This window comes from Novosphingobium clariflavum (assembly GCF_026420865.1).
Classification (GTDB): Bacteria; Pseudomonadota; Alphaproteobacteria; order Sphingomonadales; family Sphingomonadaceae; genus Novosphingobium; species Novosphingobium clariflavum.
The window spans coordinates 1-23,893 of the sequence record NZ_JAPCWC010000038.1 but is presented as its reverse complement, the minus strand read 5'-3'; the positions used below and the strand labels follow the sequence as shown (position 1 = coordinate 23,893).

Genomic DNA, 23,893 nt, shown 5'->3' with positions numbered 1-23,893 from the left:
CGCATAATCACCAAAACCGGGACGACGCGTGCTCGCATCAATTGCTGCAAGCAAGGCGCGATAGAGGCTCCATTCGCGCCTTGGCCAAAATTCAAGAGGCCCGGTGACGGCCCCCATTGAATCGGGAAACGAAGACCCGACAATCGTGACGCTGCGCGAATTTGCAAAGACGTCGGACCCTGAAATCGCCATTTTCACCAGAGCGACAAGGCCGCTTTCCGGCTCCCAGGTCGGTGATGCAAGATCCAGGACGACATCAAGTTCCGCAACCTCAAGCTGGAGGCCTTCGAGCAAATTTTCGACATGCGTGTCTAAATCGGGATCGATCGCCTCATCGAGCGAGCATCGCAGGGCGACGCCTCCAAGGGTTTGCGCCTCGACCATGCTCACCGCCTCCCGATAAGCGGGATCGCTTGAGAGGCGGACGACAGGAATAATGGCATTGCCGGTGGATGCGATCTCCTCACCCAGGAATTGCAGGGGATGTCGGAAATCACCCATTCGCATGCTTGCGGGAAGCAAACTGCAATCGAGCAGCGCCCGTCGCTTGCCCCATTTGTCATCGAAGCGCTTGGCGAAATTGCACAAGTGTTCATCGATCGTTTTGGTGGGCTTCTGCAGCTCGAAATCGAAATCGGGCGGAGTGACTTCGATCAGCGGCACCGTGCGATCCTTCACCGAGTCACTCAGGCGCATCAAACCCTGGTATTCTCCTTGCCGCCATTTGAGAACCGGCATGTAGTCGTTCGGCGTAATTGGCATGGATTGCCCCTATAGATCGAACTGACGACGAACCTCGCCGTTGCCCACTAGCCCTTTAAGAAGGGTATAGTCTTTTGCTTCCCGGCGAATTCGTCCTGCAATGATTGCCGGACCGACGCCAAAGCGCTTCGCATCGACCATCACGGACTTCTCCGTCCGCAAGTAGCGCGACGCGGCCACTTCCCATTGTTCGCTGGAAAGCAAGGCTTCCTGAGCAAAGTAATCGGCCTCATTCTCGATCACATCATTCGAAGGGGCCTCGGTATCGTCGAAGATCGCCGCGAACTCCCCGTCTCCGATATGGAGTTTCAAATGCCCAATCTCGTGCAAGAGCGTGAACCAGAAGTTGTCGAGGCGGTCATGGCGCAACGTGAGAGCGATAATGGCATGACAATTTCGCGATCGCAGTGCCGCGCCGTCGAGCAATGTTCCGGGCAAATGACGCTCTACAACCAGCGAGATACCGGCTCTGGACAGGTACTCGACCGCCTCTGCCGGACCATTGGAGACAAGCGTAAGCGCGAGCAAACCCTTCAACCACGTCTCGTTGATCCGAGACTTGTCGAATTCGACTTCAGGCGGAGCCCGTTCCGCCAATTGACGAACCCGCGCTTCCCACGCGACAATCGCTGCCTCATGAACCTGCCCGCTGGCACGCACCGATTTGCGGTGCAGACCGGCCTGCACGAGAGGCGCCTGCGCGTGCCTCAAGAAGACCGGAACCAGTTGGGCGGCCGCCTTTTTCGCTTGAGCCATGGTGCCTTCGAAATCGTCAAACCACCCCCGCTTGTACATTTCAGCGATGGGGAACGACTTCCACATTTCGCCGCCGATAGACTCAAGGCTTGCATCGCCTACAAGCTCGGCCTGCTTATGGATCCGCACCCCAAGCACGTCGGCGATCTCGATCAAGCGATCGAGACTGGCCGATCGATAGCGCTCTGCTTCGTAGCGCTGGATTTGCTGCTCTTTCAGGCCAAGGCAATCGCCCAGGTCTCGCTGGCTCATGCCGCGCGCAATTCGCGCCTGGATCAGGATGTCTGGAAGATCGCTCAGATCGTCGGTCGCGAACGATGTAATTTTGCCCGAGCGCAGAGCATCATAAGCATCGGCTTCGCTTACAAGATCGTCGATCTGGCTCTGAAGAGCGTCGCGCTGAAGCGCAATCATCTCAGGCGACATGGCTGGTCGATCGCCGCCAGCCAACGCGTCCAATCCTACGCGGAACTGCTCGATCAGGGCCCTGGTCGAGCGATATTGCTTTTCGTTGGTGATCATGGCGTCGCTCCTTTCACGGCGAGCGAGACACGCAAGATGCCTTTTGAGCGCTGGGAATATTTTTCGATCTGGAAGAACTGCAGGAACGTCATCCCGGGTGCGCCCGGCAATTGGGCCGGGAACAGTTCTCCAAAGAATTTTCGTTTCTGTTTTAGCCGCTTAGGCTCGAAGGTCTTCAGCACAGGGTCCAGCAGAGACAGGTCGACGCCCGCATGCTCCCAGCAGCCATCGAAATCCTCGGGATGCGGCTTGCCGGTTACGAAACTGCCATCAAGATACAGGGTGCGGCACCCTGCTGCCGCCAAAGCCTGCGCAGCACGAACAAAACCATCGAACAGCCAACGTCTGTGGGGCGTCGTGGCGAACGTCGCCTCGATCTCGGCAATGGTCGCATCATGAATGCCTGGAGGCAGGACCGGCCAGGGCGTTCGAGGATCCAGATCTATGAGGGCTGGTATCATGGACACAACAATATCGTTGTGTTGTTCGTTTGTCCAGATATGCGGTTAAGGTGATGCCGCATAGGGGCTCGCGGGAGGATGGCGCGTGATCATGATCACGCCAGCAGCAACCGATCCCCAACCGCTGCCAAGCAGGGGCACTCTTCAAAAGTCAGTGATGGCGCCCGGAGCGGCGATCGGATGCAGAAGGCCGCATCAATAGAATACTGCATTTCGCATCTGCAAACGCTCCTCGAACCACCCGATCGCTCGATTATAAACCGCCAGCCGATGGGCTGGCTGCCATTTGTCATGGTATTCATCGGGATAGACAATCAACTCAACATTCTTGCCTGCCTCCCGAAGCGCCGTGAACGCCGGCAGCGCCAGCAGCGTTTCTCGATCGGCCAGTTGCATCAAGATCGGGGTGTCGATCAGCCTCGCATTCACGGCCAGTGATAAGGGGCGCCAAAAATCCCGATCGTCGTCGACAAATGCGGGCAGGCCGTTTCGCCGATTCTGATCCGCCCAGGCGAAACCACCCAGCGCCAGCGAGCTCAGGCCATCATCGCAGCAGGTGCTCATAGCTGCCGCCGCAAATCTGCGCGAATTGATCAGGGCGAACTCCACGGTTGAGGCGCCATCGCTCAGGCCCGTGATACCAATGCGCTTCGGATCGACCGATCCCGTGGCGATCGCCGCGTCGATCCCCCGGTCCAACGAGGAGAAGACGCTGCGTCGCTCCTCCCAGTTCTCATGATGGGCCTGAAGGGCGTCGTCCCAGGACTTCAAATTCGGATCGAGCGTGGAAATAGAGGGCGGGCGCTGGAAGCTCAGGACCGCAAAACCCTTCGCCGCCATAGGAAAGATCGGATAATCGTCCCCGATCCCGCCGCGCAGAAAGCCCATGCTGCGGTACTGGACAATCACCATAGGCAACTTGCTACGGCCGTCGTAATCGGGTGGCAGGACGAGGTCCCCCCACGCCGGGAGACCTCGAGCATTGATCCATCGTAGCCGGCGAACCGAGCCGAGTTTAAAATTCGTGAACTCGGGATTGGGGTCGAAAAGCGTCCTGCTGCGCCCCGTCTTCGGATCGAGTGCCACCACCCTTCTCGGCATGGTCGCATTCTCGCGTCCGCAAACGATCGCCTCGGCAACGGCAATGCAGCCGGTCAATGCATCATGCGTCTTGAGGATGGGCATGATGCGGTCGCTCCCAGGCTCCCAACGATAGAGCGTCCATATCTCATTGTTCCAGCCTTCGCCGCGCGAGAAGACGACACTGTGCCCTCCCCGATCCCAAAGAAGCTCTCGGATACGCCCCGAACAAGCCTCGTGGAGGCAGACACGTCGCTCCTTCCCAGGCAACTCAGCCCAGACACGCTTATCCGCTTCCGGGTGCTCGCTGACCGGTGCTGTCCATGCCACTGCTCCGCCTGCCCCTTTGGCAACCAGCCCCGGCGGATACTCCGCAAGGGGCACGGAACTTGCGATCGCCCGCTCGGACTGCGTGGCCTCGCGAACGGCCTTCGTCTCGACGTCCACCGCGAATGTTGCTTGCGGGACGTCCTTGGCCCACGGCTGCGGCCCCCACGATTCCTGAGGGAGTATGCTCGAGTCGTAGCGCCAGCCGGAGAGACCAGCGATCTCCGTTTGACGCTTTGACTCGAGCACCCCTGGTCTGGCGAGGTAGATTATGTGCGACCCGTCGGGCGACCAGGAGAAATCTTCGACATTGAGTGCGGAGCGCGTGACTTGGTCCGCGCCGCTTCCATCCGCTCGCGCCCGGATAACCTGAACCACACCGTCGACAATCTTGCGCCAGGCAATCCATCGGCCATTGGGCGACCATTTCGGCGTCACCAATTCAGGCAAGCCGGTCGTGATGAACAGGCCTCGGAAAACGCCTGCCAGTTTGGGCAGCGCGCCCCCTCGGTCCACGATAAAGGGTGCGAACTGGCCATCGACCGGCATCACAACGACCCCACTGCAAATGCTGTTGGTTGCGGGATCTGCCCGTGTGATGACGAACGAAAGAAACCGTCCGTCGGGTGAAAGGGCAAACGGGCTCCCCTGCCCCGGCATGACTTCGGGGTAACCGATGTCTCGAATGCGCACGAGGTCCGTCGTGGTGATGAGTCTCTGGCGCGTTGCTGCCGTCCTGCCGACAGGTAGCAGGTCATCGCACGCGGCATGCGTTGTGTTGGCGGTAATGCTCGCGGCAAAAGCCGCGAGCATGCTGACGGGAATTCTCACCACTTCTTCGTTACCGTCAGGCTGATGACACGTCCGAATGGCGAGTAGTTTGTGCTGTCGTAAGGTGTGTAGAGAAACGATGTGACCGCGATGGTGTCCGGCTTGGCGTTGAACGCATTTTGCAGCGAGGCGATGACATCGAGCCCGCCCAGCAAGCCATGGGCATCTTCCGGATGGTATCGGATCGTGAAGTCGATCGGCACCATCCCTGACACCTTGACGGATGGCGCGTATCTCACATCACGAACCGGGCCGATGTAGTTGACCGCCGCCGTCAGTGTCACGGCATCCTTCCCCCAGCCGACTTCTCCGCGCCCGCGGAATTGCGGCGGGTTGAACAGTGTCCCTGCCAACTGCGTGAAGTCCTGATCGGGCCCGAGCTGCTGCTTGCTATCAAGATAACTGCCGTTGACCGACGCGGTGAGGCGTCCACCGCCGAGATCGAATGCGTAGCGGCCCAGGACGTCGACGCCGTGGATGTTCTGGCGACCGGCATTCACGTTGGAATTGTCGACAATCGCGACGACCTTGGTGGGGTCATAGGAGCCGCTGGTCAGGTTCGTGAACGTGATCATGCTGTCGATCACGTCGTTCTGGGCGGCGATATCGGGATTGAGCGTCACGTAATCGGCGTAAACCGGGTTCGTGAGTGCCTGACGGGTGTAGGTGATCGGCGTGACGATCCGGTTTCGATAACGGATATCGAAATAGCTGATTTCGAGTTCAGCGCCTGGGACGGCCGTGGGATGGATAGCCAGCGTTGCCGACCAGTTCGTCGAGCGTTCCGGTTTCAGGTTGGGATTGCCGCCCTGGAGATAGAGGACGGTGCCGCTAGTTCCGCCGCAGTTCGTCGCGTTCTGAAGGTAGCCGGGATTTGCCGTGTACTGTTCGTAGAACGTCGCAGCACGGAACGATTTACCCCAGCTCCCCTTCACCGTGAAATCCGATGTCGGAGCGTAGATCAGGCCCAGCTTGGGTGTCGCGACGGAAGCAATGTGAGGATAGCGCTCATACCGTGCAGCAGCGCTCAGATCGAGGCTTCGGCCGAGGCCGGAATGCTGGTCGGCCGAGATCACCGGAATGCTGAGTTCGCCGAAGACATAGTAGCTGTCGCGCGTCTTGTCGACGAACTGGCTTGCCCCGTTGGTGGTCTGTCGATGGAACCAGTCATTGCGATAGCCGGTGCCGACCGCCGCCTTGATGGCGCCAGCAGGCACATCGATAAGCTTTCCGGTCCCGCTCAGCTCGACGTTGGCAGTGGCGTTGCGATAAAACCCGTTGCCCGCGCTCGACGACACGGAGCCGTAGGTCATGATCCCTTCGTACCAGACCTTGTCCCAGCCGTAGCTGCCGGCAAGCGTCAGTTGCCAATCCGCCGGCAACGTCAGCTTCAGTGAAGGTGCGACTGCCCACGACTCGGTCTTCGCAAAGGTGTCGTAGCGGCTCTCCGACAGATCCCCCGCCGCATTGAGCGGCATGACCTGGTAGCGACGCCGGTTGTTATAAAGGCCATCGAAATCGAAAGTCAGGTCGGACGCAATTTCCTGCCGCAGGACGAGTGCGGCGTTGTGGTGACGCATCTTCGGGTAGACCTCGAGACCCGGAGAGATATCCCGAAGATACGAACGATCCTCGGCCATGATCCCCGTATTGCTCGCGTATTCGTAGGAGAGCACGGCGCTGCCGGATTTCCACACATGACCGAGCGTCGCACCGTACTGCTGTTGGAAATTGCCGCCATCGGTGGATCCACCGAGACGTGCAGTGGTTTCCAAACCCTCGAAGTTGCGACGCAGAATGATGTTCGCGACGCCCGCCACCGCGTCGGAGCCGAACAGCGCGGAGGAGCCATCCGGCACCACCTCAATTCGTTCGATGGCCCCGAAAGGAATGGCCGACACATCGACGCCCTGGAGAGCTGCATCGAAGCTCATCCGCCGCCCATCGACCAATGTCAGCGTGGCATCAGCCCCCAGTCCGCGCAGGTTAAGCGAGACGCTTCCGCCAACATCGAGGCTCTTTCCGTTGGAAACGTTGGAACCGATGCCCGGATTTTGGCCGCCGGAGAAGTTCTGGGGGATCGAGCGGATGACATCGGCAGCGCTGGACTGTCCAGAATCCCGCATGTCCTCTCGTCCGTAAGTCAGTGTCGTCGAGGCAACAGGCGCGCCGCGAATACGAGAGCCAGTCACCACGATGCCACCCTCCCCGGCATCGTCCTGGGTGACCCGCCTGATCACCGTGCCGCCCGCCTTCTGCGTGGCCTGCAGTCCGCTGCCGGCAAGGAGCGCCGCGACTGCATCGTCGAACGTGAGTTCACCATCGAGCGCCTCGGCTTTGCGGTTTGCAGCAGCGCCCTCATCGACACTGATGTTTCGGCCAAACAAACCGCCCAGCCGACGGAGCGAGTTCGAGAGCGGCTGAGCAGGAAGATGGACTACTTTCCGCTCCTCGGTTTGCGCTGTTGCGGGCGCGCAAAGTACCGTCGCGGCTGCAGCCATGCTGCAGCACGCCAGAAGTTGGTAACGCACTGATTGCCTCCGTCCCTGGGGACCCGCTGCTTGCGGCGTCCTCCCCTTCGGGTCGTCAGGCGTGAAAAATCACCCTCCGGCTTTTTTCAAATTTTGTTTCCGAGGGGCCGCCAGCGTCAGCGCCCCATCGGCCTGGGCGTCGACGATAAGGCCAAAGGTTTCCGCCAACTGGTATGCAAAAGCGTCCGGGTCCGATCGCCGGAAGGCGCCGGTAACCTTTACTCGCGTATCCACGTCAGGCTCCACCGCAATCCGGATACGACTGGTTTGGTTGAAACTCTCGACCGCCGCCGCAAGGTCGACCCCATTCAGTTCGAGCATGTCATTGGGCCACTGCCGTTCGATTTGGCCGATTGGGCGTGGCGGAGAAATATCTCCTTTTACGAGCTCAACTCCCTGCCCAGCCGTTAGATCGACCCGAGGATTCCCGTTCCTGCCGCCGCTGTGCGATCTCACTTCCACGCTTCCCTGAAGCAGTGCGACGCCCACCCGGCCGGAACCAAGCTCGACATCGAACATCGTCCCGTGCGCAACAACGCTGGCGTCCCCGGCATCAACGATGAAGGGATGTTCTGCATCGTGCGCCACGGTGAACCTGCCTCGCCCCACAACAAGGTGGATCCGTCGCTCCGAATGATTGAACGCCACCTCCATCTTCGCTCCTCGATCCAGGATCACGGCCGATCCATCCGGCAGGATGATCCGCCGGGGTGCTTCGTCCAGCGCTACAATTTCAGTCCGAGGCGCCTCGGACGACATAGTCGCCGATTGCTTTACACTGACCACCACCGCCGCGCCGGCCAGGAATGTGAAGCCCACGGCCGCAGCTATCGACCAAATGGGTAGCCGCGAAGTCCACGGCTTCGCTCGCGCCAGATCGCGCTGTCTACCGGTGCGGGTGTTCGTAATGAACTTGACGGTATCCCAAGCCCTGCGCCGATTTTCGTAGATCTCGGCATGGCCGGGCACCGCACGCCATGCCTCAAACGCCTCTCGATATTGGTCGGCGTCCGGCCCTCGCATGCGGGCGAACCACTCCGTCGCTTCCTGTTCGGCCCTCTCGTTGCTCATCCCCGGGCCTCGCAGCTATTCTCGTGCATCACACCTCCAAATGACGGGCGACGTAGCCGATGGCCCTGCTCATATGCTTCTCGACCGTCTTCACGCTCAATCCGGTCCGGGCAGCAATCTCCGTATAGCTATAGCCATCGATTCTGTGCGCCAGGAAGATTTCGCGCGTCCGTACTGGAAGACGCATCACGATAGCCTCGATGTGGGCAAGGATGTCGCGGGCTTCTGCAGCAGCGACAGGATCGCCGCCCCCCACTTCCACGTCCTCGATGCAGACATGCAGGTGCTTCGAGCGCCTCAGCGCCTGACGCGCCTCGCTGCGAATGAGATTGATGGTCGCCTGCCGCAAGTAGGCGGTGGGAGCCTCGACATTGAGCGGCGCTTCACTGCCTCTAGCGGCGAGACGTGCGAACAGCTGGTGCACAATGTCGGGTGCTGCATCTACGTGCGCATAGCGTCTCGCGAAGCGCAGCAGTCTGTCGCAGTGGGTTCGATAGAGCACGTCGAGCCAATGCCCCCTGTCGCTCCTGACCCGATCTTCGGGCGGCAACGGATCGCCCTCTGCAATGCCGACTTGGTTCTGTAAGCGATGTTCATCGATTTTCAGTTGCATGCCAAAGGATCGCCGGCCGGAAGGCTGGCGGTTCCATCGCGCCTGGCGTGCGCGACATCTCGTCCCAAGACCATGGGATGTTCTCCAACAGGAGACCGCGCGACTTGCGCCGCGCGGGGCCAATCACTTTGAAATCGGTTACCGGCGCCTTTAGCCTGACGGCCTGGACATTCGCGACAGCGGCCCGGATGCTTTCGTACCGAGCGAACATTTCGAGGCGGCTGGCTGGCCTCCACGCCGAAATACGACGCTTTTCAGAGCTTACGAATGCTGCGCGACAAAGCAAGTCTTGAGTTTTACGAGTTCTCGAGGAGCCGGGCCCGAGGACTACGCCAGTGTCTTGAGACATCGGGCCGAGGTTTTTAGTCAAACGACTTGGACAGATGCCTCGGCGGCCCGGACAACCCCGAGAGTGGGCCTGTGGCAATCCGGGCACTCGCATCCCACCGGAAAGCGAAGCGACTGCGACCGAACTCAGTCCACGAACCCCACGGGTTTGCGATTGCCGCCACAATCAATAAGTGCATAACAGCGGCAATCAGCGAATACCGATTAAAATGTTGTAGTCGATCTTCAGCACTGTTTGCCATCTTTAGCGATCAGCCTCAATACGCCGCAACTCGGCATCAGCATGGGCACGACAACGCGATCGTTATCCGTCTCCTAAGCCTTGCATGGCGGTGACTTTCGTGTCCGCGACCCGAATCTCTTTTCCCGGCAATTGTCGGAATGATCAGCCCAATCCCGAAGCATGGAGCGACGTGCCGAGAGATAAAGCGCGCTATTCCAGGCCCCTCGGACCGTATCCTCGTCGGCGTGTACCAGAGCCATTTCGATCCAGTCAGTCTGATAGCCCTCTGCCTCGTCGGCGAGGTCGATGCCAGCCCACGAAAGCACAGGTTCAGGCAGTCCCTCTACTGTCATTGCAGGGTTCATTGTTGAATTGCTCGAATGATGGGGGGCGGACCGCCTCATGAGCCGGCTATGACCTGGTCAGCGCAATCCGCCGTCGCAGCCGACGATACCTCGAGGCGGGACATGCGCTCTTCCAATGCCGCGATCCGGCGCCCCTGGCCTTCGAGCGGATCAGCGTCGGAAGTCTGATCGATGGCTTCGAGAAACGTTCTGACCTTGGAAAACATGGCTGACAGAAGTGGAATTCGGGTCATTGCAGGTCGCCCTTCTGGAAGAACACGGGAATTGGCGCGGGATGGGTCAAGGCCGGCCGGCTCATGTCACAATCCCAGGCTCTGGGTGCGGTGCCGGAGACCGATCGTCGCCGGATGGCGGCGCGATGCGGAACCAGAGCGCATAGAGAGCTGGCAGGAACAGCAGGGTAAGGATCGTTCCGCCCAGGGTTCCGCCGATGAGCGTCACGGCCATCGAACCCCAGAACACCGAACTGATCAGCGGCACGAACGCCAGCACTGCCGCCAGCGCGGTCAGGATGACGGGCCGCGAACGCTGGACGGTTGCTTCGACCACGGCGTCGAAAGGCGACAGCCCGGCACGCTCATTGTCGTGGATCTGGCCCATCAGGATCAAGGTGTTGCGCATCAGGATGCCGGCGAGCGAGATCAGGCCGAGGATCGCGTTGAAGCCGAACGGCTGCCCCGTCACAAGCAGAGTGGGAACAACCCCGATGAGCCCGAGCGGAGCCGTCAGAAGGACGATCCACATCGCCGAAAGGCTGCGAACCTGCAGGACGATAACGATCATCATCAGAACGATCATGATCGGGAAGATGGGAGCCAAGGCCGCATTGGCCTTGCCGGCTTCCTCGATCGATCCAGCCATTTCGACACGGTAGCCGCTGGGCAGACCCTCGATGATGGGCTGCAGTTTCTTCATCATCGCGTTCGATACGTCGGGCGGCTGGAGACCGTCGGCAATGTCGCCGCGCACGGTGATGGTCGGCACCCGGTCGCGGCGCTGCAGGATGGGTTCTTCCATGCGCACTTCCATCCGGCCGATCTGGCTTACGGAAATGCGCTGACCGCCGAGGCCGGTCAGAGTGTAATCGCCGATGCGCGCGGGATCGAGGCGGTCGCCGCCGGAGGAGCGCACGACGACGTCGACGGTACGGATATCCTCTCGCGCCTGGCTTACCGTTACCCCGGTCAGGAGGAACTGGAGCTGCTGGGCGACATCGCTGGAGGTCAGGCCCATCGTGCGCAGTCGATCCTGATCGAGCACGAAATGCAGCGCGGGTGCCCGTTCGCCCCAGTCGCTGTTGACCGTGCGCATCATCGGATCGTCTTCCAAGACTTGCTGCACCCTGCCCGCAATATCGCGCACCGTAGCGAGATCCGGACCATTGATGCGGAATGCGACCGGGAACGGGGACGGCGGTCCGAACACCAATTGCGTCGCCCGCACGCGGGCTTCAGGGGCAAGTCCGTCAGCCACGGCCTGCCGCAGGCGCAGTTTGAGCGCGTCGCGTTCCTCTTCCTTGTCGGTGCGCACGACAATCTTGGCGAACGACGGATCGGGAAGCTCAGGCGACAGGGCCATGAAGAAGCGGGGGGCGCCCTGCCCGATATACGAGGTTACGATCCTGGCTTCGGGTTGCTTGCGTAGCCAGCCTTCAACCTGGCGGACAGCATCGCTGGTATTCGCGATGGCCGTACCCTTGGGCATCTGCACCTCGACCAACAGTTCCGGCCTATCCGAGGTTGGGAAGAATTGCTTCTTGACCAGCGGCATGCCGGCACCAGCAACGAAGAACGCGCCCAAGGTCGCCAGAGCCACCAGCTTCTTGCGCCGGACAGCCCAACCGATGAGCCTGCGCACTCTCTGATAGCGCGGGGTTTGGTAGATTGCGGCGTGCCCGCCCTCGACCGGCTTGATGTGGGGCAACAGCATCACTCCCATGTAGGGGGTGAAGATAACGGCCACGAACCAGGAGGCGATAAGGGCGAAGCCGACAACCCAGAAGATGTTGCCGGCATATTCGCCCGCCGTGGACTGCGCAAAGCCAACCGGCATCAGGCCGATGACCGTGAGGAGCGTCCCCGCCAGCATGGGAGCAGCGGTGTGGCTCCATGCATAGGCCGACGCCTTTATGCGATCGTAGCCTTCCTCCATCTTCACCACCATCATCTCGATGGCGATGATCGCGTCATCGACCAGGAGACCAAGCGCAAGGATGAGAGCGCCCGCCATGTTCCGCCAGGTGCCGACGATCCCGGCCGGAACGCCGGCGCCTGGCGGAGAAGCGGCCGGTGGCGGCGGGGCGGGGAGGAACTGCGCCGCGACCTGCGGCCCCAATTCCTCGGTGTTGATCGAGCCGGCGTTGCAGAGCAGTGCCACCGACAGCCGGTCTTTCGGAAACCGCCCCAGCCACGCGCGATAACCGGCAGTCGATCCGGCATGGCTGATGGCGGGCCTGCCATCGACAGGTCCCAGCTCCAATCCCAATCCGTAAGGCACGACGGTGCCATCGCCGAGGCGGCCGGGCACGGTCATTCGTGCAGCCCAGCTGGCTGACGGGTCAGCCAGCGCGGCGTTCCAGCGCTGCATGTCGCCGACCGTCGTCAGGAGGCCGCCCGGCCCGACCACATCCTCGAACGGCATGTCGAGCCGCCATTGTCCTGCGTCGCTCGAATAGGCCGGCGCGCGGCGCGGCACGATGTCGCGAAAGTCGGTTCGCCAGCGCGTGTGCGTCATGCCGAGCGGGCCGAACAGCTCGGCTTGCGCCAGCTCACTGAACGAGCGTCCCCCCGCGCGCTCCGCGATCCGCGCCGCGAGGAGATAGTTGGAGTTGCTGTAGAGATATTCGGTCCCCGGTGCGAAGTTGAGCTTGGTCTGCCGCACGAACAGCGCCATCGCATCGTCCATCGACCATTCCCGCGTGCCGCGCGGCCATCCCGTCAGATCCGCCAGCGCCCCCCAGTCGCGGATGCCGCTGGTATGATGCAGCAGCATCGCGATCGTGACTGGCTGATAGACGGCCGGCAGCTCAGGCAGCCAGCGTCGGATACTGTCGTCGTAGGACAGTGTGTAACGCCCGGCGAGCCGGGCGATCAGCGCGCCGGTGAACTGCTTCGATACCGAACCGGCCTCGAACATCGTATCGGCATCGATCGGCCGCCCCGCTTCGAGGTCCGCCATACCGTAGCTGCGCTGGACAATCAGCTTGCCGTCGCGACGAACATCCAGCGCGCAGCCGGGCGTGTCCGAGCGCACGGCGGCCTCGAAGAGAGCGTCCACATCGGCGGACGCTGAGGAAAGAAGCAGGGCGAGCAGCATGAGACCTCCAAAGGGAGTTTCATCTTGCCTGCTCTCTATCCGGCGGGCGCGCCGGAATCCGCCGGAAACGGTGATTGGCGGATCATGCGACGCCAGTCCGAGGGCGTCGTACCTGCGGCCTGGCGGAACGCCCGGTTGAAGCTCGCCTTGGACGCGAAGCCGTGATCCAGCGCGAGGGTCAGTAGATCGCGTTTCTCGTCGGGGTCGGCGAGCGCGCGCTGGATGGCGCGTATCCGCATGGCGTTAACGACCGCGTTGAAGCTGCGTCCGGCCCCATCGTTGAATGCGCGCGACAGGCTGCGTTCGGATGTCCCGAGCCGGTCCGCGACAGTGCCCAGCGTCACCCCTTCCTCACGCCACCATCCCTCAGCCTCGATGCGTTTCGCCCAGCTCGCCGCTACCGCGCTATAGTCGGTGCGCGGCTCGGCTGCGTCGTTGGGCGCCCGCGTTTCGGGCGGGTAGGTGTCGCCGCCATGTCGCCAGCCGAGCAGGCCGAGGCCATAGGCCTGCAGGCAGAAGGCGAACATCACCGGCGTCCGTCCGAAATAGTCGATCGGACCGATCAGAACATGCCACGCAACCGCTGCACCGATGAGCAGCAGCAACGCGGCAAATGCGGCGATCATCGTGCGCAGCCAGATCAGGCGCCATTGCTCGCGATCGGCGAAATGATTGTCGAGCCAGCGTTGATAGCGCGCCTGATCCCGCCAGGAAGCGGCTACGTAAAGGCAGGCCGCGATCAGGATGGCCGCCATCGCCAAAGGTTCGACGACATGCAGATGCACGGTCGTGTACCAGTCCCATTTGGCGGAAGCTGGCAGCAGGAAGCAGGCCGCCTGATAGGCGAACTGGATCACGGCGGGGACAAGATGAAGTTTCCATCGGATCGGCAGCGTGCCCACGACCGCGCGGACGTATAGCCAGTGTAACGGTGCGAAGCTGGCGGACAGATCAAGCGGAACGAAGGTCAGCCAGCGGTATTCGTCGTACAAGCCGGCGAAGCCCAGCACGTAGATGGCAAGGCGCATCCCGACGAGCATGAGCAGGCCAGCCAGGAAGCGGTTGGCATGGCGATTGCCGCGCGCACAGACGATCAACGCGGCCAAGCTCGCTGCATTGACCGCTCCCAACAGGATCAGAACAGATAAGAGGCCCATCTTTTTTGTTGCCGCTTGCGGACCATCATAGATGGTTTTCAAGAACTAATTTTGCTTCCCCAAACACTATCATTTCTGGGTCAGCCGATCCATCGCCGAGTGGTAGGTGTCCGTGTCAGCACCCCCGGAAAGCGCACTGACGGCCCCGGCCGGCGATGCGACCTTCGCTCTAGGTCTAGCCGCCGCACCTTGTCCTCCAAATGGCAGCTTCCGTCAAATCCGGACATTCTCGATGTTTCGGGAAATGACCAGCTATCATTGGTCGACAGCATACAGAAAGCTGCCATCGCCTGCGCACTGCCCGCGAGCACGGCCTACTGAGGTTCCATCGACGCCCCGACGGCCCTATCAGGCTCCATGCTTGACCTCCCGGATATTACCCGGAGGAGCCGCCTTTGCCGAGCGGCCAGCGCCCTTGCGTTCCCCTGTTCCACGGGGATCCGTAGCGGATCGCGGAGACTTTTCCGTAGAGGCTCTCATCGAGGTTGCCTACGCAGATCCCTTCCAGGCACCATTGACTAGGCCCCCTTGCGCGGCTCCGCGACGAGATAACGCCAGACACCCACCGCATTGATGACGAGCAGGGCGAGGTTCTGCCAACCTATCCCTTCGCTGTCCGGATTGAGGAACCCCCATGCAATCAACGCTGCCGAACTGGATACGAAGATCACCATGGCCCCTCCCGTCCACAGCCTGCCCAGGTTAAGGGACACCATCAAGGAAGCGACCACAGCCGCGCCTGCCCCGTAATACTGCAATGCATCACGCAAGCTATCCATTACTCCTGACCTCCTGCACCGGGCTTCCCAATTGGCGCCCCGCGAGCCGGCGCGCCGGTTTGTTGCCCTGCTTCGGCGACTGCGCACATTCCAACAATCGCCGGTTCGGTATCCGCACGAACCGACCTGCGGGCCATCGCCTCCGCATAAAAGCCCCGGTCCCTGCCATCATGGCTGGCAAACAACTTTTCGGAGCATGACATCCCGCTTTTCTGCAGGGGCGACTTCCTTTTTATTAGAAACCGCAATCTGTACGCAGGTTTCCGCTGATTCCGTGCCATCGCGGTTCTGTTCGCGAGTGAGGGGCGGACGTGTTCATCTGCGCAAGCCTCCAAAGCCCCCGAAGATCTACCTCAAGGGCAGCAGGAAGGACATCTTTGCACAGGACTTGCCGCTCTTCATGTCGATCGACCGTATCAAATTGTCGGTCACGGCCGCGATGAGACCGATCCCGCTGGCCATCACGATAGCGCCGCCATTGTTCGGCGTGCCGATCGTCCAGGGCAGCATCGAGAGTATTGCGAACGGTCGATTGGTGCGTGCTTCACCAGGGTTGCCATATCGATCGCACGGATGCCGCCACAGGGAGGTTGCTTGCAAAGCAGTCCGGTAAGCGGAAGGCGCCAGACTGCGGGAACATCAATCGAGTAGGGCGTGCATGTCTGGGATCACCGGCACCTCCCGCGCCCCGATCTCACCGAGGGCCTGATCGCGCGGATCACAGCTTTTCTTGCTCGCCTCGGCTCAGGGAACGATCCCTTCAGCCTTCATTGCCTGCACGCGCGAAACATTCGCAGATCACAACTGGGCAATGCGCTTGAGGCGCGGAATGCTCCAGGAAGGCCCGCATCTTTTGTCGAAAAGGAGAATGGGCCAGGGTGCCCGAGCACCCTGGCCCATGCTTTGCCGATCGCATTCGCTCAGGAGGAACGGTCCACAATCGTTCCTGTTTGCGAAGGAATCGAAGTGCCGGTCTGCGCTACGTCGCCGCCCCTTCCTGCCGGCTTTCCATTCGATGATGCCGAACCGCCCTGCCCGGTTTCCGTCCAGCCGGACACTCCGGTCAGACGCAGGTTGTTCTGCACGTGCTTCACTCCGGACACATCTTCTGCCAGGTCTTCCGCACGCCGCTTGTCCAGGCGCGTAGTGACCGTGCCGTCGAGGGTGACCTCACCGTCTTTTGCGACCACCCGGATACTCGTCGCATCGACACGCCAGTCCTGCGTAAGGCGATCGTTCACGTCTTCCCGAATGCGTTCATCGGAACGGGTATAATCCGAGGGACCACGTCCCCGATGATCCTGCTTGCGGCGACGGGCGGCATCCTCGTCGCCAAACCAGCTGGCAATTTCATCGCCGGCCCGCTGGAGAAAGCCGCGCTCCTCGCCATATTCTCGCCAGCTTCCGTAGTCATGCTGGTTGTGGTCGCCGCGGGAACGATCATCGCTGGAGCCATAATAACGCCGGCCGAAGGTATCGAAGGTCGGGCGATAACTGAAGCTGGGGCTCAGGCCACCGCCGGCACCGCTCCGACGGGCGTAAAAGTCGCGTCCGCCGTAGTCCTCGCTTGTGAAATCAGCAAAATCATTGCCGCCGCTGGCATCGTACTCCCGGCTTGGATAAGCATCCCGTTCGCCGGAAAAGCGATACCCCCGGCTGCGAGCGAGGTCACGAGTATCGTCGCCATAATGGCGCTCATCGTAGCCCCGGGACTGAAGGTAGGCTGCATCATCCCTTGCAGGAGGCCGCTTGCGATTTTCGGTCTCATCCCGATTCAGGCGGCGACGGCGCGTGACCTCGCCATATGACGAAAAACGCCCTTCATCGCTTTCGCTACCGGCCTGGCGGGACACGCCATCCTCCCATTGATTGGCCTGGCGGGGCGGCTCCCAGTCGGAATGCTCATTGCGATATCCGCCATGCTGCTGACGGTCGGGATTTGGGTCTCGACGGTTCATGATGCTCTCCTTGATGGCTCTTTCAGGTACCGAACCCGGTCCGACTACCTTGTCGCGCGGACCTCGGCCGGCTGGAGATGTAACGAAGCCATGCCCGCGAACGATCCACTGCCCGGCGCGCGAGCGCGCGCATTCACCGCAGTCCGTGGGCTCTGCGTGCTGCAAACCGGGCAAAACTGCACACTGAATTGCAATGCGGCACAGAAATAAGGGCCAAGCGTGCCTCTCTGGAGCGCGGGGACCCTCACTAATCAGCCTACGCCCGACATAGCGCTGTCACTTTCAGCGCGGTGATGTTGGCCCCCGCGCAAGCCTCCATCCTCTGGCGCGAAAGGATCACGGTGCAAGCGAACCAGGCGACCACCTATCTTTCCGCGAGCGAACGGGAGCTAGCAACCACCACCCGGCGCCATAGGCAACACCTGGTCCCAAGTGCCCAGAGCGATTTGCCCCGTCCTCTTCCCAACGCCTTTGCGGGCATAAGGAATGGAGGGGAAGAATCGCGAACTCGCGTGAATGCGCTGGCGGCAAGTAACCATCGACAGCCAGCGCCCGTTTCCTGCGAACAATTGTGCACGGAAGGCTACAATTCAGCTTAGAACGAGCTCAGTTCATCCGATCCAGCCCGATGGGGCTGGGGATGCTGCGCAAAGAGGCGTACGTACTCGGACATCGCCAGCCCAACCTTGGCTTACTGGCGCCTGAGAGACCCCGATCTATTTCGTGCTCCCGCCATAACGAGGAGCCTTGCCATGCATCGCTTCACAATCGTCCCTGCCGACCAAAGGCGTTCGTCAATTGATGTCCTGGCGCTCAATGTCAGCACTGTGCTGCCACTCATCGACCGTCTCGGATGCGGTACCGCCAGTGTCTTGCGCGACGGCATATACATATTTTCCGCGGAGCCGGATCCAAGTGGGTTCTGGTCAATATTTCAACTCGGCGAGAACCAGCCGCATACTTCGTGAATACTGCTGAGCGCCGCGCATTGATCGAATTGGCGGATGGGCAGTCCTGGCTTTGGCATCGCTCCTCGCTTGTCCGTGAAGCGTCACCATCAAACGGGTTCGGCATGTTCTGCGCTCCCCCCAACTCGTCCAGATATCGCGCACCAGCCGTTGCGCCCCTTCGTTTCCCAAGGGCAATGCAAGCCTCGCACTCACCCGGCTACCCGGCTCAGCTTCAGCCCTGTTGAACCCAAGGAGCGCGGCGAGGCGGAACGCCCGACCACCACAAACGTTGAAGTCTGGCAACAACGATTTCGAGACTTTCAGAAACGGGAGTATGCATAATGGACACCCGGGACGAAGTACATCTCGCAAAAGATGAAGCGCGCGCAGGCGCCACGCCGGGCATAGTGCGCTATGTTCTTCTGATTAGCCTGGTGCTGGCCATTGCAGCTCTTTCGCTGCTTTGGATTGTTCGCGCCGTGCAGGCGCCCAAGGAAACCGGCGGGATCAATGACACACGCCAGGCGGTCGAGCAAAATGAAGCAAGCCCGCAGCAGCAACCCGGCATGCAATCGCCTTCAACTGGTGGAGCCGGCCAATGAATGAACGCCACTAACCGGCAGCAGGGCAGAGCAAGGCAGGGCATTCGCAAGAATCCTTGCACAGATCGCGTCCAGCGATCCGGCAAGCCAGCGTCGCAGAACGGCCTGTGCGCAAAATAGGCTATGTTCGGTCTGCCCCCCGAAATCGCCACTGTTTCGGCCCAACCCGATAGACTTGTGCACCGCATGCTTTGCACTGGCCGACGTAGTGCGTTCCGTCCCACGTTACATTATGCCGGTCGGGATCATGCTTGTTTGCCGCGCAAAGGACTGCCTGAGGTAAAAGTTTCATGATTGCAGGACGCCGCAGGGCAGATGAACCCTGAGTTACAACAGCCTCATTGCACGCCAGACCCGTGATTATGAGCGCTCAACGGCATGAACAGCAATGAAAAAACTCCTTTCACAGGCCAATTCTGCGGAACCATGATGAATGGCGCGCGTTCCTTCGAAAGCTGCTCACAGAAGCGGATGGCCCAGCTTGGTGCCCCCCTACCGAGCTCAACCTGGATCGAGGCCGCCCGCGAGGACGGCCTTTGCATTTGCGCGCAGCCTGGCCGATTGAGCGTATTTTGCGCACAGAACATCTCGCCATCAGCGTTTCCACTCGCCCGGACGCCCTGCCATCGCTAGGCAAGCTTCGGCTGACGCCTCTGAATGGGCTCGGTTGGAAGGCGTTGTCGTCACCGAGCGGCAACGCCTTTTCCTCATTTGAAGTCTGCTCACTGCCCCATTGTCGCATAGCCGGAGGTCATCTCCCTGGCGCCAGTGCCAGCAAAATGCCGGCACAGGACACACCCTGATCCCTAGCTTGCCAGCAGCAAAGAGAAGTTCAGCACGAGTTGCCCGGACGTATCGCAAAACAGTCCTTGCTGAAACCCGCCAGCAAGTAAGCACGTTTGCAAACGGCAGGGCCGGCCGACACCGGCCCCATTCTGTGCGGCAAAGGATGAAGATCCGGCTCCAGAATAACAGCGGACTGATCGCTTGGCGAATCCCGGGCCGAGATACCGAGAGGCCAGCCAGCAAATTATGGGAGTTCTAGATGGATTTCTTCCGAACAGCGCTTACCAGGATCGGCGTCCTCATGGCGCGGCCTGCGGCCTTCCTTATTCTGGCGCTATACACGATCACGTGGGCTATTTGCGAACCAAAGACGCTGGACTGGCATGGCTATGCCACTCTTGCCACCTGGATGATGACATTATTCATCCAACGGGCCGAGCATCGCGACACTCAGGCCATTCATGCAAAGCTCGACGAACTGCTGCGTCACGATCCGCGCGCACGCACCTCGCTGGAACATGAAGATGAAGAGGAACCGGAAGTGATCGAGCGACATCGTCGCCGGGATCAGGAACGGAAAGGGTAAAGGTGGGCCCCTGGCCGGAAGCGGCAACCCGAGGAAGACCCTTTAAGTCCGAACCGCCAGATGTGCCGATGGGTCCACTTTTCCCGACAGTCCGGGTACTTCGTCGAGTTGCCGCAGATCGCTGAACAGCCCTCTCTCTTCGCGGTAACGGACAATTTCAAATCCGTGGCCTCTCAGACAAGGAACCTCATCCAGTTCCGCGGCGCTCGCGGTATTGATATCAACCATCTGGAGACCGGACATCCTTGTCCTCCTTTGGGAAGTCGCACCAAGCGAACAAATCACGTCGGCTCTGTTTGATCCCAAAACGATCGGAAAAGTCCGTGCATACCGCCCTGCCCGCTGCACCGGACCATGACCCATTCCAGGCGGACATTCAGGCCCCTTCGCTACAGATCGCCGGCATCGGTCTTGCTGCCTGCGCACTGCTCATTTCCGACGTCGGCTGAAGGCGTGCTTTTCAGTGCATCGTCTCGAAACACCGTCAGCCTGACATTGACCCGTCGCTGTGCTGCTGCAATCGAATTCTGCTGGATCCTTGAACGCATTGACATTTTTGAATTCCGTAGAAGCGACCTCGCGAATACATTCCCTCATCGCGAAGCACAGTTCGCTCGTTGCGGCCAATGGCGCCAAAGTAGTCTTCATGCGTTTCTCCGAGGCCGCCACCGCCAGCATTTTAGAAAGGAGAGGCCGCCAGCGTCCCCAAGCCAACACAAACGAGGCGAGAAGGCGCCTTTTCCTCTTCTGAGCAATGGAGACAACAACAGTACTGATGCACTGCCAATGTTCGTAATTCCAATGCTCGTAATTCCAACCGAAATCACCAGCACGACTTTTCAAAAACCGGATCGAAGGTAATCAGGGAACTTTCCCTCCCTCCATCGCTTGCTTATCTCAGAATACAAGATGGAGATGTGCCATGCGTTCCGCTGTTCTCTGGCTGATCGGCATTCCGATCCCGCTCATTCTTCTGCTTGCCTACTGCACCGGTCATCTTTGATCATCCAGCTGCCTCGAGGGTAAGCCTCGCCCAACGCTGCCCCCGATAACAAGTCGGAAGACGCGCCAACGAGAACTGTTCGGAAAGGAACAATGATCAGCCCGGCCATCCCTCTCACCGAAACGCGAGATCTCAGGACGGGCACCGTTCCTTGGCGAGACAGCGATTGGCATGCGCCGAGGTCAGGGGCCATTCCTGCCAGGCCGGTAGACGTAGCCATTCTCGGTGGCGGCATAATGGGCTCTATCCTGGCGGATCGGCTTGCCTCAAGCGGAAGGACCGTCGCTGTCTGCGATCGCCGGACACCGGGGACCGGGAGCACAGCGGCGTCGACTGCACAGCTCATGTGGGCAATGGATGTCCCGCTTGCCGTTCTATCGGCAATGCTTGGCGATAAAGAAGCGGCGCGGCGATGGCGGCGTGTCTTTGCCGCGGTAGAACGGTTCGGTCAGCGCCTTGATGAAACGGGGCCGGAACTCAAGGAAGAAGTGCCGACACTCTACCTCGAAGGCAAGATGCTTGAAGGCGACGCGCTTGCCCGGGAGGCGACATTGCATCGCAAGCATGGACTGCCTTCGCAATATTTGACTGCGAAAGAAGTCGCCGAGCGTTTCGGCATTGCCCCAAGAGCAGGGATCGTCTCATCGGGGACCTTTGCCATCGATCCAGTTCGAACTTGCCACGCGTTGCTGGCGAGCGCTCAGGCACGAGGGGCCTGTCTGATCTATCCGGTCGATATCGTCTCACTTCATCCAAACAGGCACGGCGTCGAACTGGCGAGCTCCGATGGCCGCATCTTTTCCGCGAAGGATGTAGTCCTTGCGACAGGCTACGAAAGGGCACGACTTTTTCTGCCGGAGGCGTTTTCCCTCCTGTCGACATTTGCGATCGCAACGCCGCCATATGCCGCTCCTCTTTGGAACGAGCGCGCAATGATCTGGGAGGCGAGCGATCCCTACCTCTACGTTCGGGTCGGCCCGGAGGGAAGGATCATTGCCGGAGGCGAGGACGTTGAGCTCGCCGATGCAGGCGCACGGGACACGCTCCTGCCAAGAAAAGCAGGAGCGATATCCGCCAGGCTGGCCAAGGTTCTGGGACAGGAGACTATCGCCTGGGATCGGGCATGGGCGGCCACTTTCGGAAGTTCGCCCGACGGCCTCCCCGCGATCGGCGCCGCCAGGAGCATGGATCATGTATGGCTGGCTTCCGGTTTCGGAGGCAATGGTATAGCGTTCGCAGCACTTGCCGCGGAACTGCTCGATGCCGCAATCGGCGGGAAGCCGGATGATGATGCCGAACGCTTCGATCCTTATCGCTTCGAGGCCTGAAAGCGGGGACAGCGATTGAAGGATCCGCAGGCTCTATGGCAGGAAGAACCGCCCCGTCAGGGCCGACCCGCTTCATCAGTCGGGACTTTTGCGCAGCCTGCCGTCCAGCCCCCTTGCGGTCCGAACCGCGTTCGGCGTTTCCATTGTACGCGGCCACGCTGTTCCGCGCCTGGCTCGGGGATGCAGAGTCCGGCCTCTTTGGCATGGCTGCCCCCTCCCCCGGCATGCCGCCGCATCGGCCGGCAAAAGCCCTTAAGTTCAGCCGTTTACAATGACCCCGCCGTTTGGGTGAAGGACTTGCCCGCTCATGTAGCTCGCATCCTCGCATGCAAGGAAGAGAAACGAGGGAGCTACCTCGTTCGGTTGTCCGGGGCGCCCCATCGGGGTGCTCTCGCCGAAGTGTTCCAGCTTTTCCTTGCTGGCGCCGCCGCACGGATTGAGCGGAGTCCAGATGGGGCCGGGAGCCACTGCATTTACCCGGATCCCATCCGCCACGAGATTCTCCGAGAGGGATCTCGTGAACGCAGTGATCGCGCCTTTGGTTGAACTGTAGTCCAGAAGTTCCTTGCTTCCCTTGTACATCGTCACGCTGGTGCAATTGACGATGGCCGCGCCGGGCTTCAGATGGGGTCTGGCTGCCTGCACCAGAAAGAACATACTGAAAATGTTGGTCTGGAACGTGCGACGAAGCTGTTCCTCCGAAATATCGGCGATGTCCTTGTCCGGATGCTGTTCACCGGCGTTGTTGATCAGAATGTCGATACGGCCGAAAGTATGGAGCGTTTCCTCGACGATCCCGTCACATGCTTCTCGCGAACCGACATCGGCGCGGATGACAATGGCCCGCCGCCCTTCGCTCTCGACGATCCGTCTGGTCTCCTGTGCATCCTCGTCCTCAAGCAGATAGACAATGGCGATGTCCGCCCCTTCCCGGGCGAAGAGCGCCGCTACTGCCCGGCCTATGCCGCTGTCGGCGCCGGTCACGACGGCGACCTTATCCTGCAAACGCCCGGAGCCGGGATAGCGTGGCTGCCATTCGGGTTTGGGTTCCAATTCACTCTCGTGGCCGGGCAAGGCATCCTCGTGGATCATCTGTGTGGTCTGGTTCATCGCCTTCTCCTCCATGAGGGAACGGCCAACAGGCAGGGAAGTTGTCACTTCCTCATCGGTTTGCCGCACCATCGGTGCGGTTGACGGCGCTGGAGGTGTTATCGCGCGCCCTGCTCATGTCCCAGGGCGACCGATGGCCAGAGCGGCGAGCCGGCTGCCAAGACGAAAAAGTCCTAAAGGCCGCGTTTCGCACGCCGATGATACAGCGCAATTGCGCGTGCGCAAACGGCCGGTCACCCGCGTTGTCCCGTTTGCCTGCGAAAATCGCGCGTTTGGCACCGATTACAAAGGCGGCAAGTCCTGTTCGGCAAAGCCCCAACCGCGAAGATTTTCCGCCCGTTTCAAGAGAACGGCCGCATCCCTGATCGAATAGGGATGCGCATGGCTCATCGCTCCCAGCTCGTCCCACGAGACCGGTATGGCGACCGG

General features: G+C 60.7%; 18 protein-coding genes. 3 read left to right on the top strand and 15 right to left on the bottom strand.

Annotated elements, in window-relative coordinates; translation table 11 throughout:
• From OKA11_RS22580 to OKA11_RS22520, 13 genes are all read right to left on the bottom strand, one after another.
• The coding region (locus OKA11_RS22580; protein WP_267224561.1) for a beta family protein at positions 1 to 762 on the bottom strand (762 nt) is incomplete at its 3' end.
• Between the two features lie 9 nt (positions 763 to 771).
• A complete protein-coding gene (locus OKA11_RS22575; protein WP_267224559.1) occupies positions 772 to 2,040 on the bottom strand; it encodes an XRE family transcriptional regulator in 1,269 nt (422 codons plus the stop codon).
• The gene (locus tag OKA11_RS22570; protein ID WP_267224558.1) at positions 2,037 to 2,501 is read right to left on the bottom strand and encodes a DUF6932 family protein; all 465 of its coding nucleotides are present in this window, start codon (positions 2,499 to 2,501) and stop codon (positions 2,037 to 2,039) included. The genes OKA11_RS22575 and OKA11_RS22570 overlap by 4 nt, the downstream gene beginning before the upstream one ends.
• Before the next feature lie 195 nt (positions 2,502 to 2,696).
• A complete protein-coding gene (locus OKA11_RS22565) occupies positions 2,697 to 4,739 on the bottom strand; it encodes an Atxe2 family lasso peptide isopeptidase (RefSeq protein ID WP_267224556.1) in 2,043 nt (680 codons plus the stop codon).
• Positions 4,736 to 7,240 (bottom strand): TonB-dependent receptor, encoded by a 2,505-nt coding sequence (locus OKA11_RS22560; protein ID WP_267224554.1) that lies wholly within the window; start codon positions 7,238 to 7,240, stop codon positions 4,736 to 4,738. The genes OKA11_RS22565 and OKA11_RS22560 overlap by 4 nt, the downstream gene beginning before the upstream one ends.
• Before the next feature lie 99 nt (positions 7,241 to 7,339).
• On the bottom strand, positions 7,340 to 8,341 hold the full coding sequence (locus OKA11_RS22555) for a FecR family protein (RefSeq protein WP_267224553.1): 1,002 nt from the start codon (positions 8,339 to 8,341) through the stop codon (positions 7,340 to 7,342).
• A gap of 28 nt (positions 8,342 to 8,369) precedes the next feature.
• Positions 8,370 to 8,954, bottom strand: coding sequence for an RNA polymerase sigma factor (locus OKA11_RS22550; RefSeq protein ID WP_267224551.1), 585 nt, complete (start codon positions 8,952 to 8,954; stop codon positions 8,370 to 8,372).
• Between the two features lie 971 nt (positions 8,955 to 9,925).
• Positions 9,926 to 10,123, bottom strand: a complete 198-nt coding sequence (locus tag OKA11_RS22545; protein WP_267224548.1) for a hypothetical protein — start codon at positions 10,121 to 10,123, stop codon at positions 9,926 to 9,928.
• A gap of 61 nt (positions 10,124 to 10,184) precedes the next feature.
• Positions 10,185 to 13,205, bottom strand: a complete 3,021-nt coding sequence (locus tag OKA11_RS22540) for an efflux RND transporter permease subunit (protein WP_267224546.1) — start codon at positions 13,203 to 13,205, stop codon at positions 10,185 to 10,187.
• 35 nt (positions 13,206 to 13,240) lie between these two features.
• A complete protein-coding gene (locus OKA11_RS22535) occupies positions 13,241 to 14,404 on the bottom strand; it encodes a helix-turn-helix domain-containing protein (RefSeq protein ID WP_267224544.1) in 1,164 nt (387 codons plus the stop codon).
• A gap of 476 nt (positions 14,405 to 14,880) precedes the next feature.
• Positions 14,881 to 15,141 carry a hypothetical protein gene (locus OKA11_RS22530; protein WP_267224541.1) on the bottom strand — a complete coding sequence of 87 codons (261 nt, stop codon included), beginning with the start codon at positions 15,139 to 15,141 and terminating at the stop codon, positions 14,881 to 14,883.
• Between the two features lie 348 nt (positions 15,142 to 15,489).
• Positions 15,490 to 15,651: a hypothetical protein gene (locus tag OKA11_RS22525; RefSeq protein WP_267224539.1), complete on the bottom strand. Its 162-nt coding sequence runs from the start codon at positions 15,649 to 15,651 to the stop codon at positions 15,490 to 15,492.
• A gap of 410 nt (positions 15,652 to 16,061) precedes the next feature.
• Entirely contained in the window at positions 16,062 to 17,099 is a 1,038-nt protein-coding gene (locus OKA11_RS22520) for a BON domain-containing protein (RefSeq protein ID WP_267224537.1), read from the bottom strand.
• Between the two features lie 1,291 nt (positions 17,100 to 18,390).
• Between OKA11_RS22520 and OKA11_RS22515 the strand changes: the two genes are divergently transcribed.
• A complete protein-coding gene (locus OKA11_RS22515; RefSeq protein ID WP_267224535.1) occupies positions 18,391 to 18,651 on the top strand; it encodes a hypothetical protein in 261 nt (86 codons plus the stop codon).
• 1,045 nt (positions 18,652 to 19,696) lie between these two features.
• A complete protein-coding gene (locus tag OKA11_RS22510) occupies positions 19,697 to 20,023 on the top strand; it encodes a low affinity iron permease family protein (RefSeq protein WP_267224533.1) in 327 nt (108 codons plus the stop codon).
• Between the two features lie 42 nt (positions 20,024 to 20,065).
• Here the strand turns inward: OKA11_RS22510 and OKA11_RS22505 are convergent, their stop codons facing one another.
• A complete protein-coding gene (locus tag OKA11_RS22505) occupies positions 20,066 to 20,251 on the bottom strand; it encodes a ComEA family DNA-binding protein (RefSeq protein WP_267224563.1) in 186 nt (61 codons plus the stop codon).
• Between the two features lie 867 nt (positions 20,252 to 21,118).
• Here OKA11_RS22505 and OKA11_RS22500 point away from each other — a divergent pair.
• A complete protein-coding gene (locus OKA11_RS22500; RefSeq protein ID WP_267224531.1) occupies positions 21,119 to 22,354 on the top strand; it encodes an NAD(P)/FAD-dependent oxidoreductase in 1,236 nt (411 codons plus the stop codon).
• A gap of 258 nt (positions 22,355 to 22,612) precedes the next feature.
• Here the strand turns inward: OKA11_RS22500 and OKA11_RS22495 are convergent, their stop codons facing one another.
• The gene (locus OKA11_RS22495) at positions 22,613 to 23,464 is read right to left on the bottom strand and encodes an SDR family oxidoreductase (RefSeq protein WP_267224529.1); all 852 of its coding nucleotides are present in this window, start codon (positions 23,462 to 23,464) and stop codon (positions 22,613 to 22,615) included.
• Between the last annotated feature and the right edge of the window lie 429 nt (positions 23,465 to 23,893).

Coding starts and splice junctions, on each gene's coding strand:
- OKA11_RS22575 (WP_267224559.1), bottom strand. CDS start 2,040: ATGATCACCAACGAAAAGCAATATCGCTCGACCAGGGCCCTGATCGAG.
- OKA11_RS22570 (WP_267224558.1), bottom strand. CDS start 2,501: ATGATACCAGCCCTCATAGATCTGGATCCTCGAACGCCCTGGCCGGTC.
- OKA11_RS22560 (WP_267224554.1), bottom strand. CDS start 7,240: ATGGCTGCAGCCGCGACGGTACTTTGCGCGCCCGCAACAGCGCAAACC.
- OKA11_RS22555 (WP_267224553.1), bottom strand. CDS start 8,341: ATGAGCAACGAGAGGGCCGAACAGGAAGCGACGGAGTGGTTCGCCCGC.
- OKA11_RS22550 (WP_267224551.1), bottom strand. CDS start 8,954: ATGCAACTGAAAATCGATGAACATCGCTTACAGAACCAAGTCGGCATT.
- OKA11_RS22545 (WP_267224548.1), bottom strand. CDS start 10,123: ATGACCCGAATTCCACTTCTGTCAGCCATGTTTTCCAAGGTCAGAACG.
- OKA11_RS22540 (WP_267224546.1), bottom strand. CDS start 13,205: ATGCTGCTCGCCCTGCTTCTTTCCTCAGCGTCCGCCGATGTGGACGCT.
- OKA11_RS22530 (WP_267224541.1), bottom strand. CDS start 15,141: ATGGATAGCTTGCGTGATGCATTGCAGTATTACGGGGCAGGCGCGGCT.
- OKA11_RS22525 (WP_267224539.1), bottom strand. CDS start 15,651: ATGCTGCCCTGGACGATCGGCACGCCGAACAATGGCGGCGCTATCGTG.
- OKA11_RS22520 (WP_267224537.1), bottom strand. CDS start 17,099: ATGAACCGTCGAGACCCAAATCCCGACCGTCAGCAGCATGGCGGATAT.
- OKA11_RS22515 (WP_267224535.1), top strand. CDS start 18,391: ATGGACACCCGGGACGAAGTACATCTCGCAAAAGATGAAGCGCGCGCA.
- OKA11_RS22510 (WP_267224533.1), top strand. CDS start 19,697: ATGGATTTCTTCCGAACAGCGCTTACCAGGATCGGCGTCCTCATGGCG.
- OKA11_RS22505 (WP_267224563.1), bottom strand. CDS start 20,251: ATGGTTGATATCAATACCGCGAGCGCCGCGGAACTGGATGAGGTTCCT.
- OKA11_RS22500 (WP_267224531.1), top strand. CDS start 21,119: ATGATCAGCCCGGCCATCCCTCTCACCGAAACGCGAGATCTCAGGACG.
- OKA11_RS22495 (WP_267224529.1), bottom strand. CDS start 23,464: ATGAACCAGACCACACAGATGATCCACGAGGATGCCTTGCCCGGCCAC.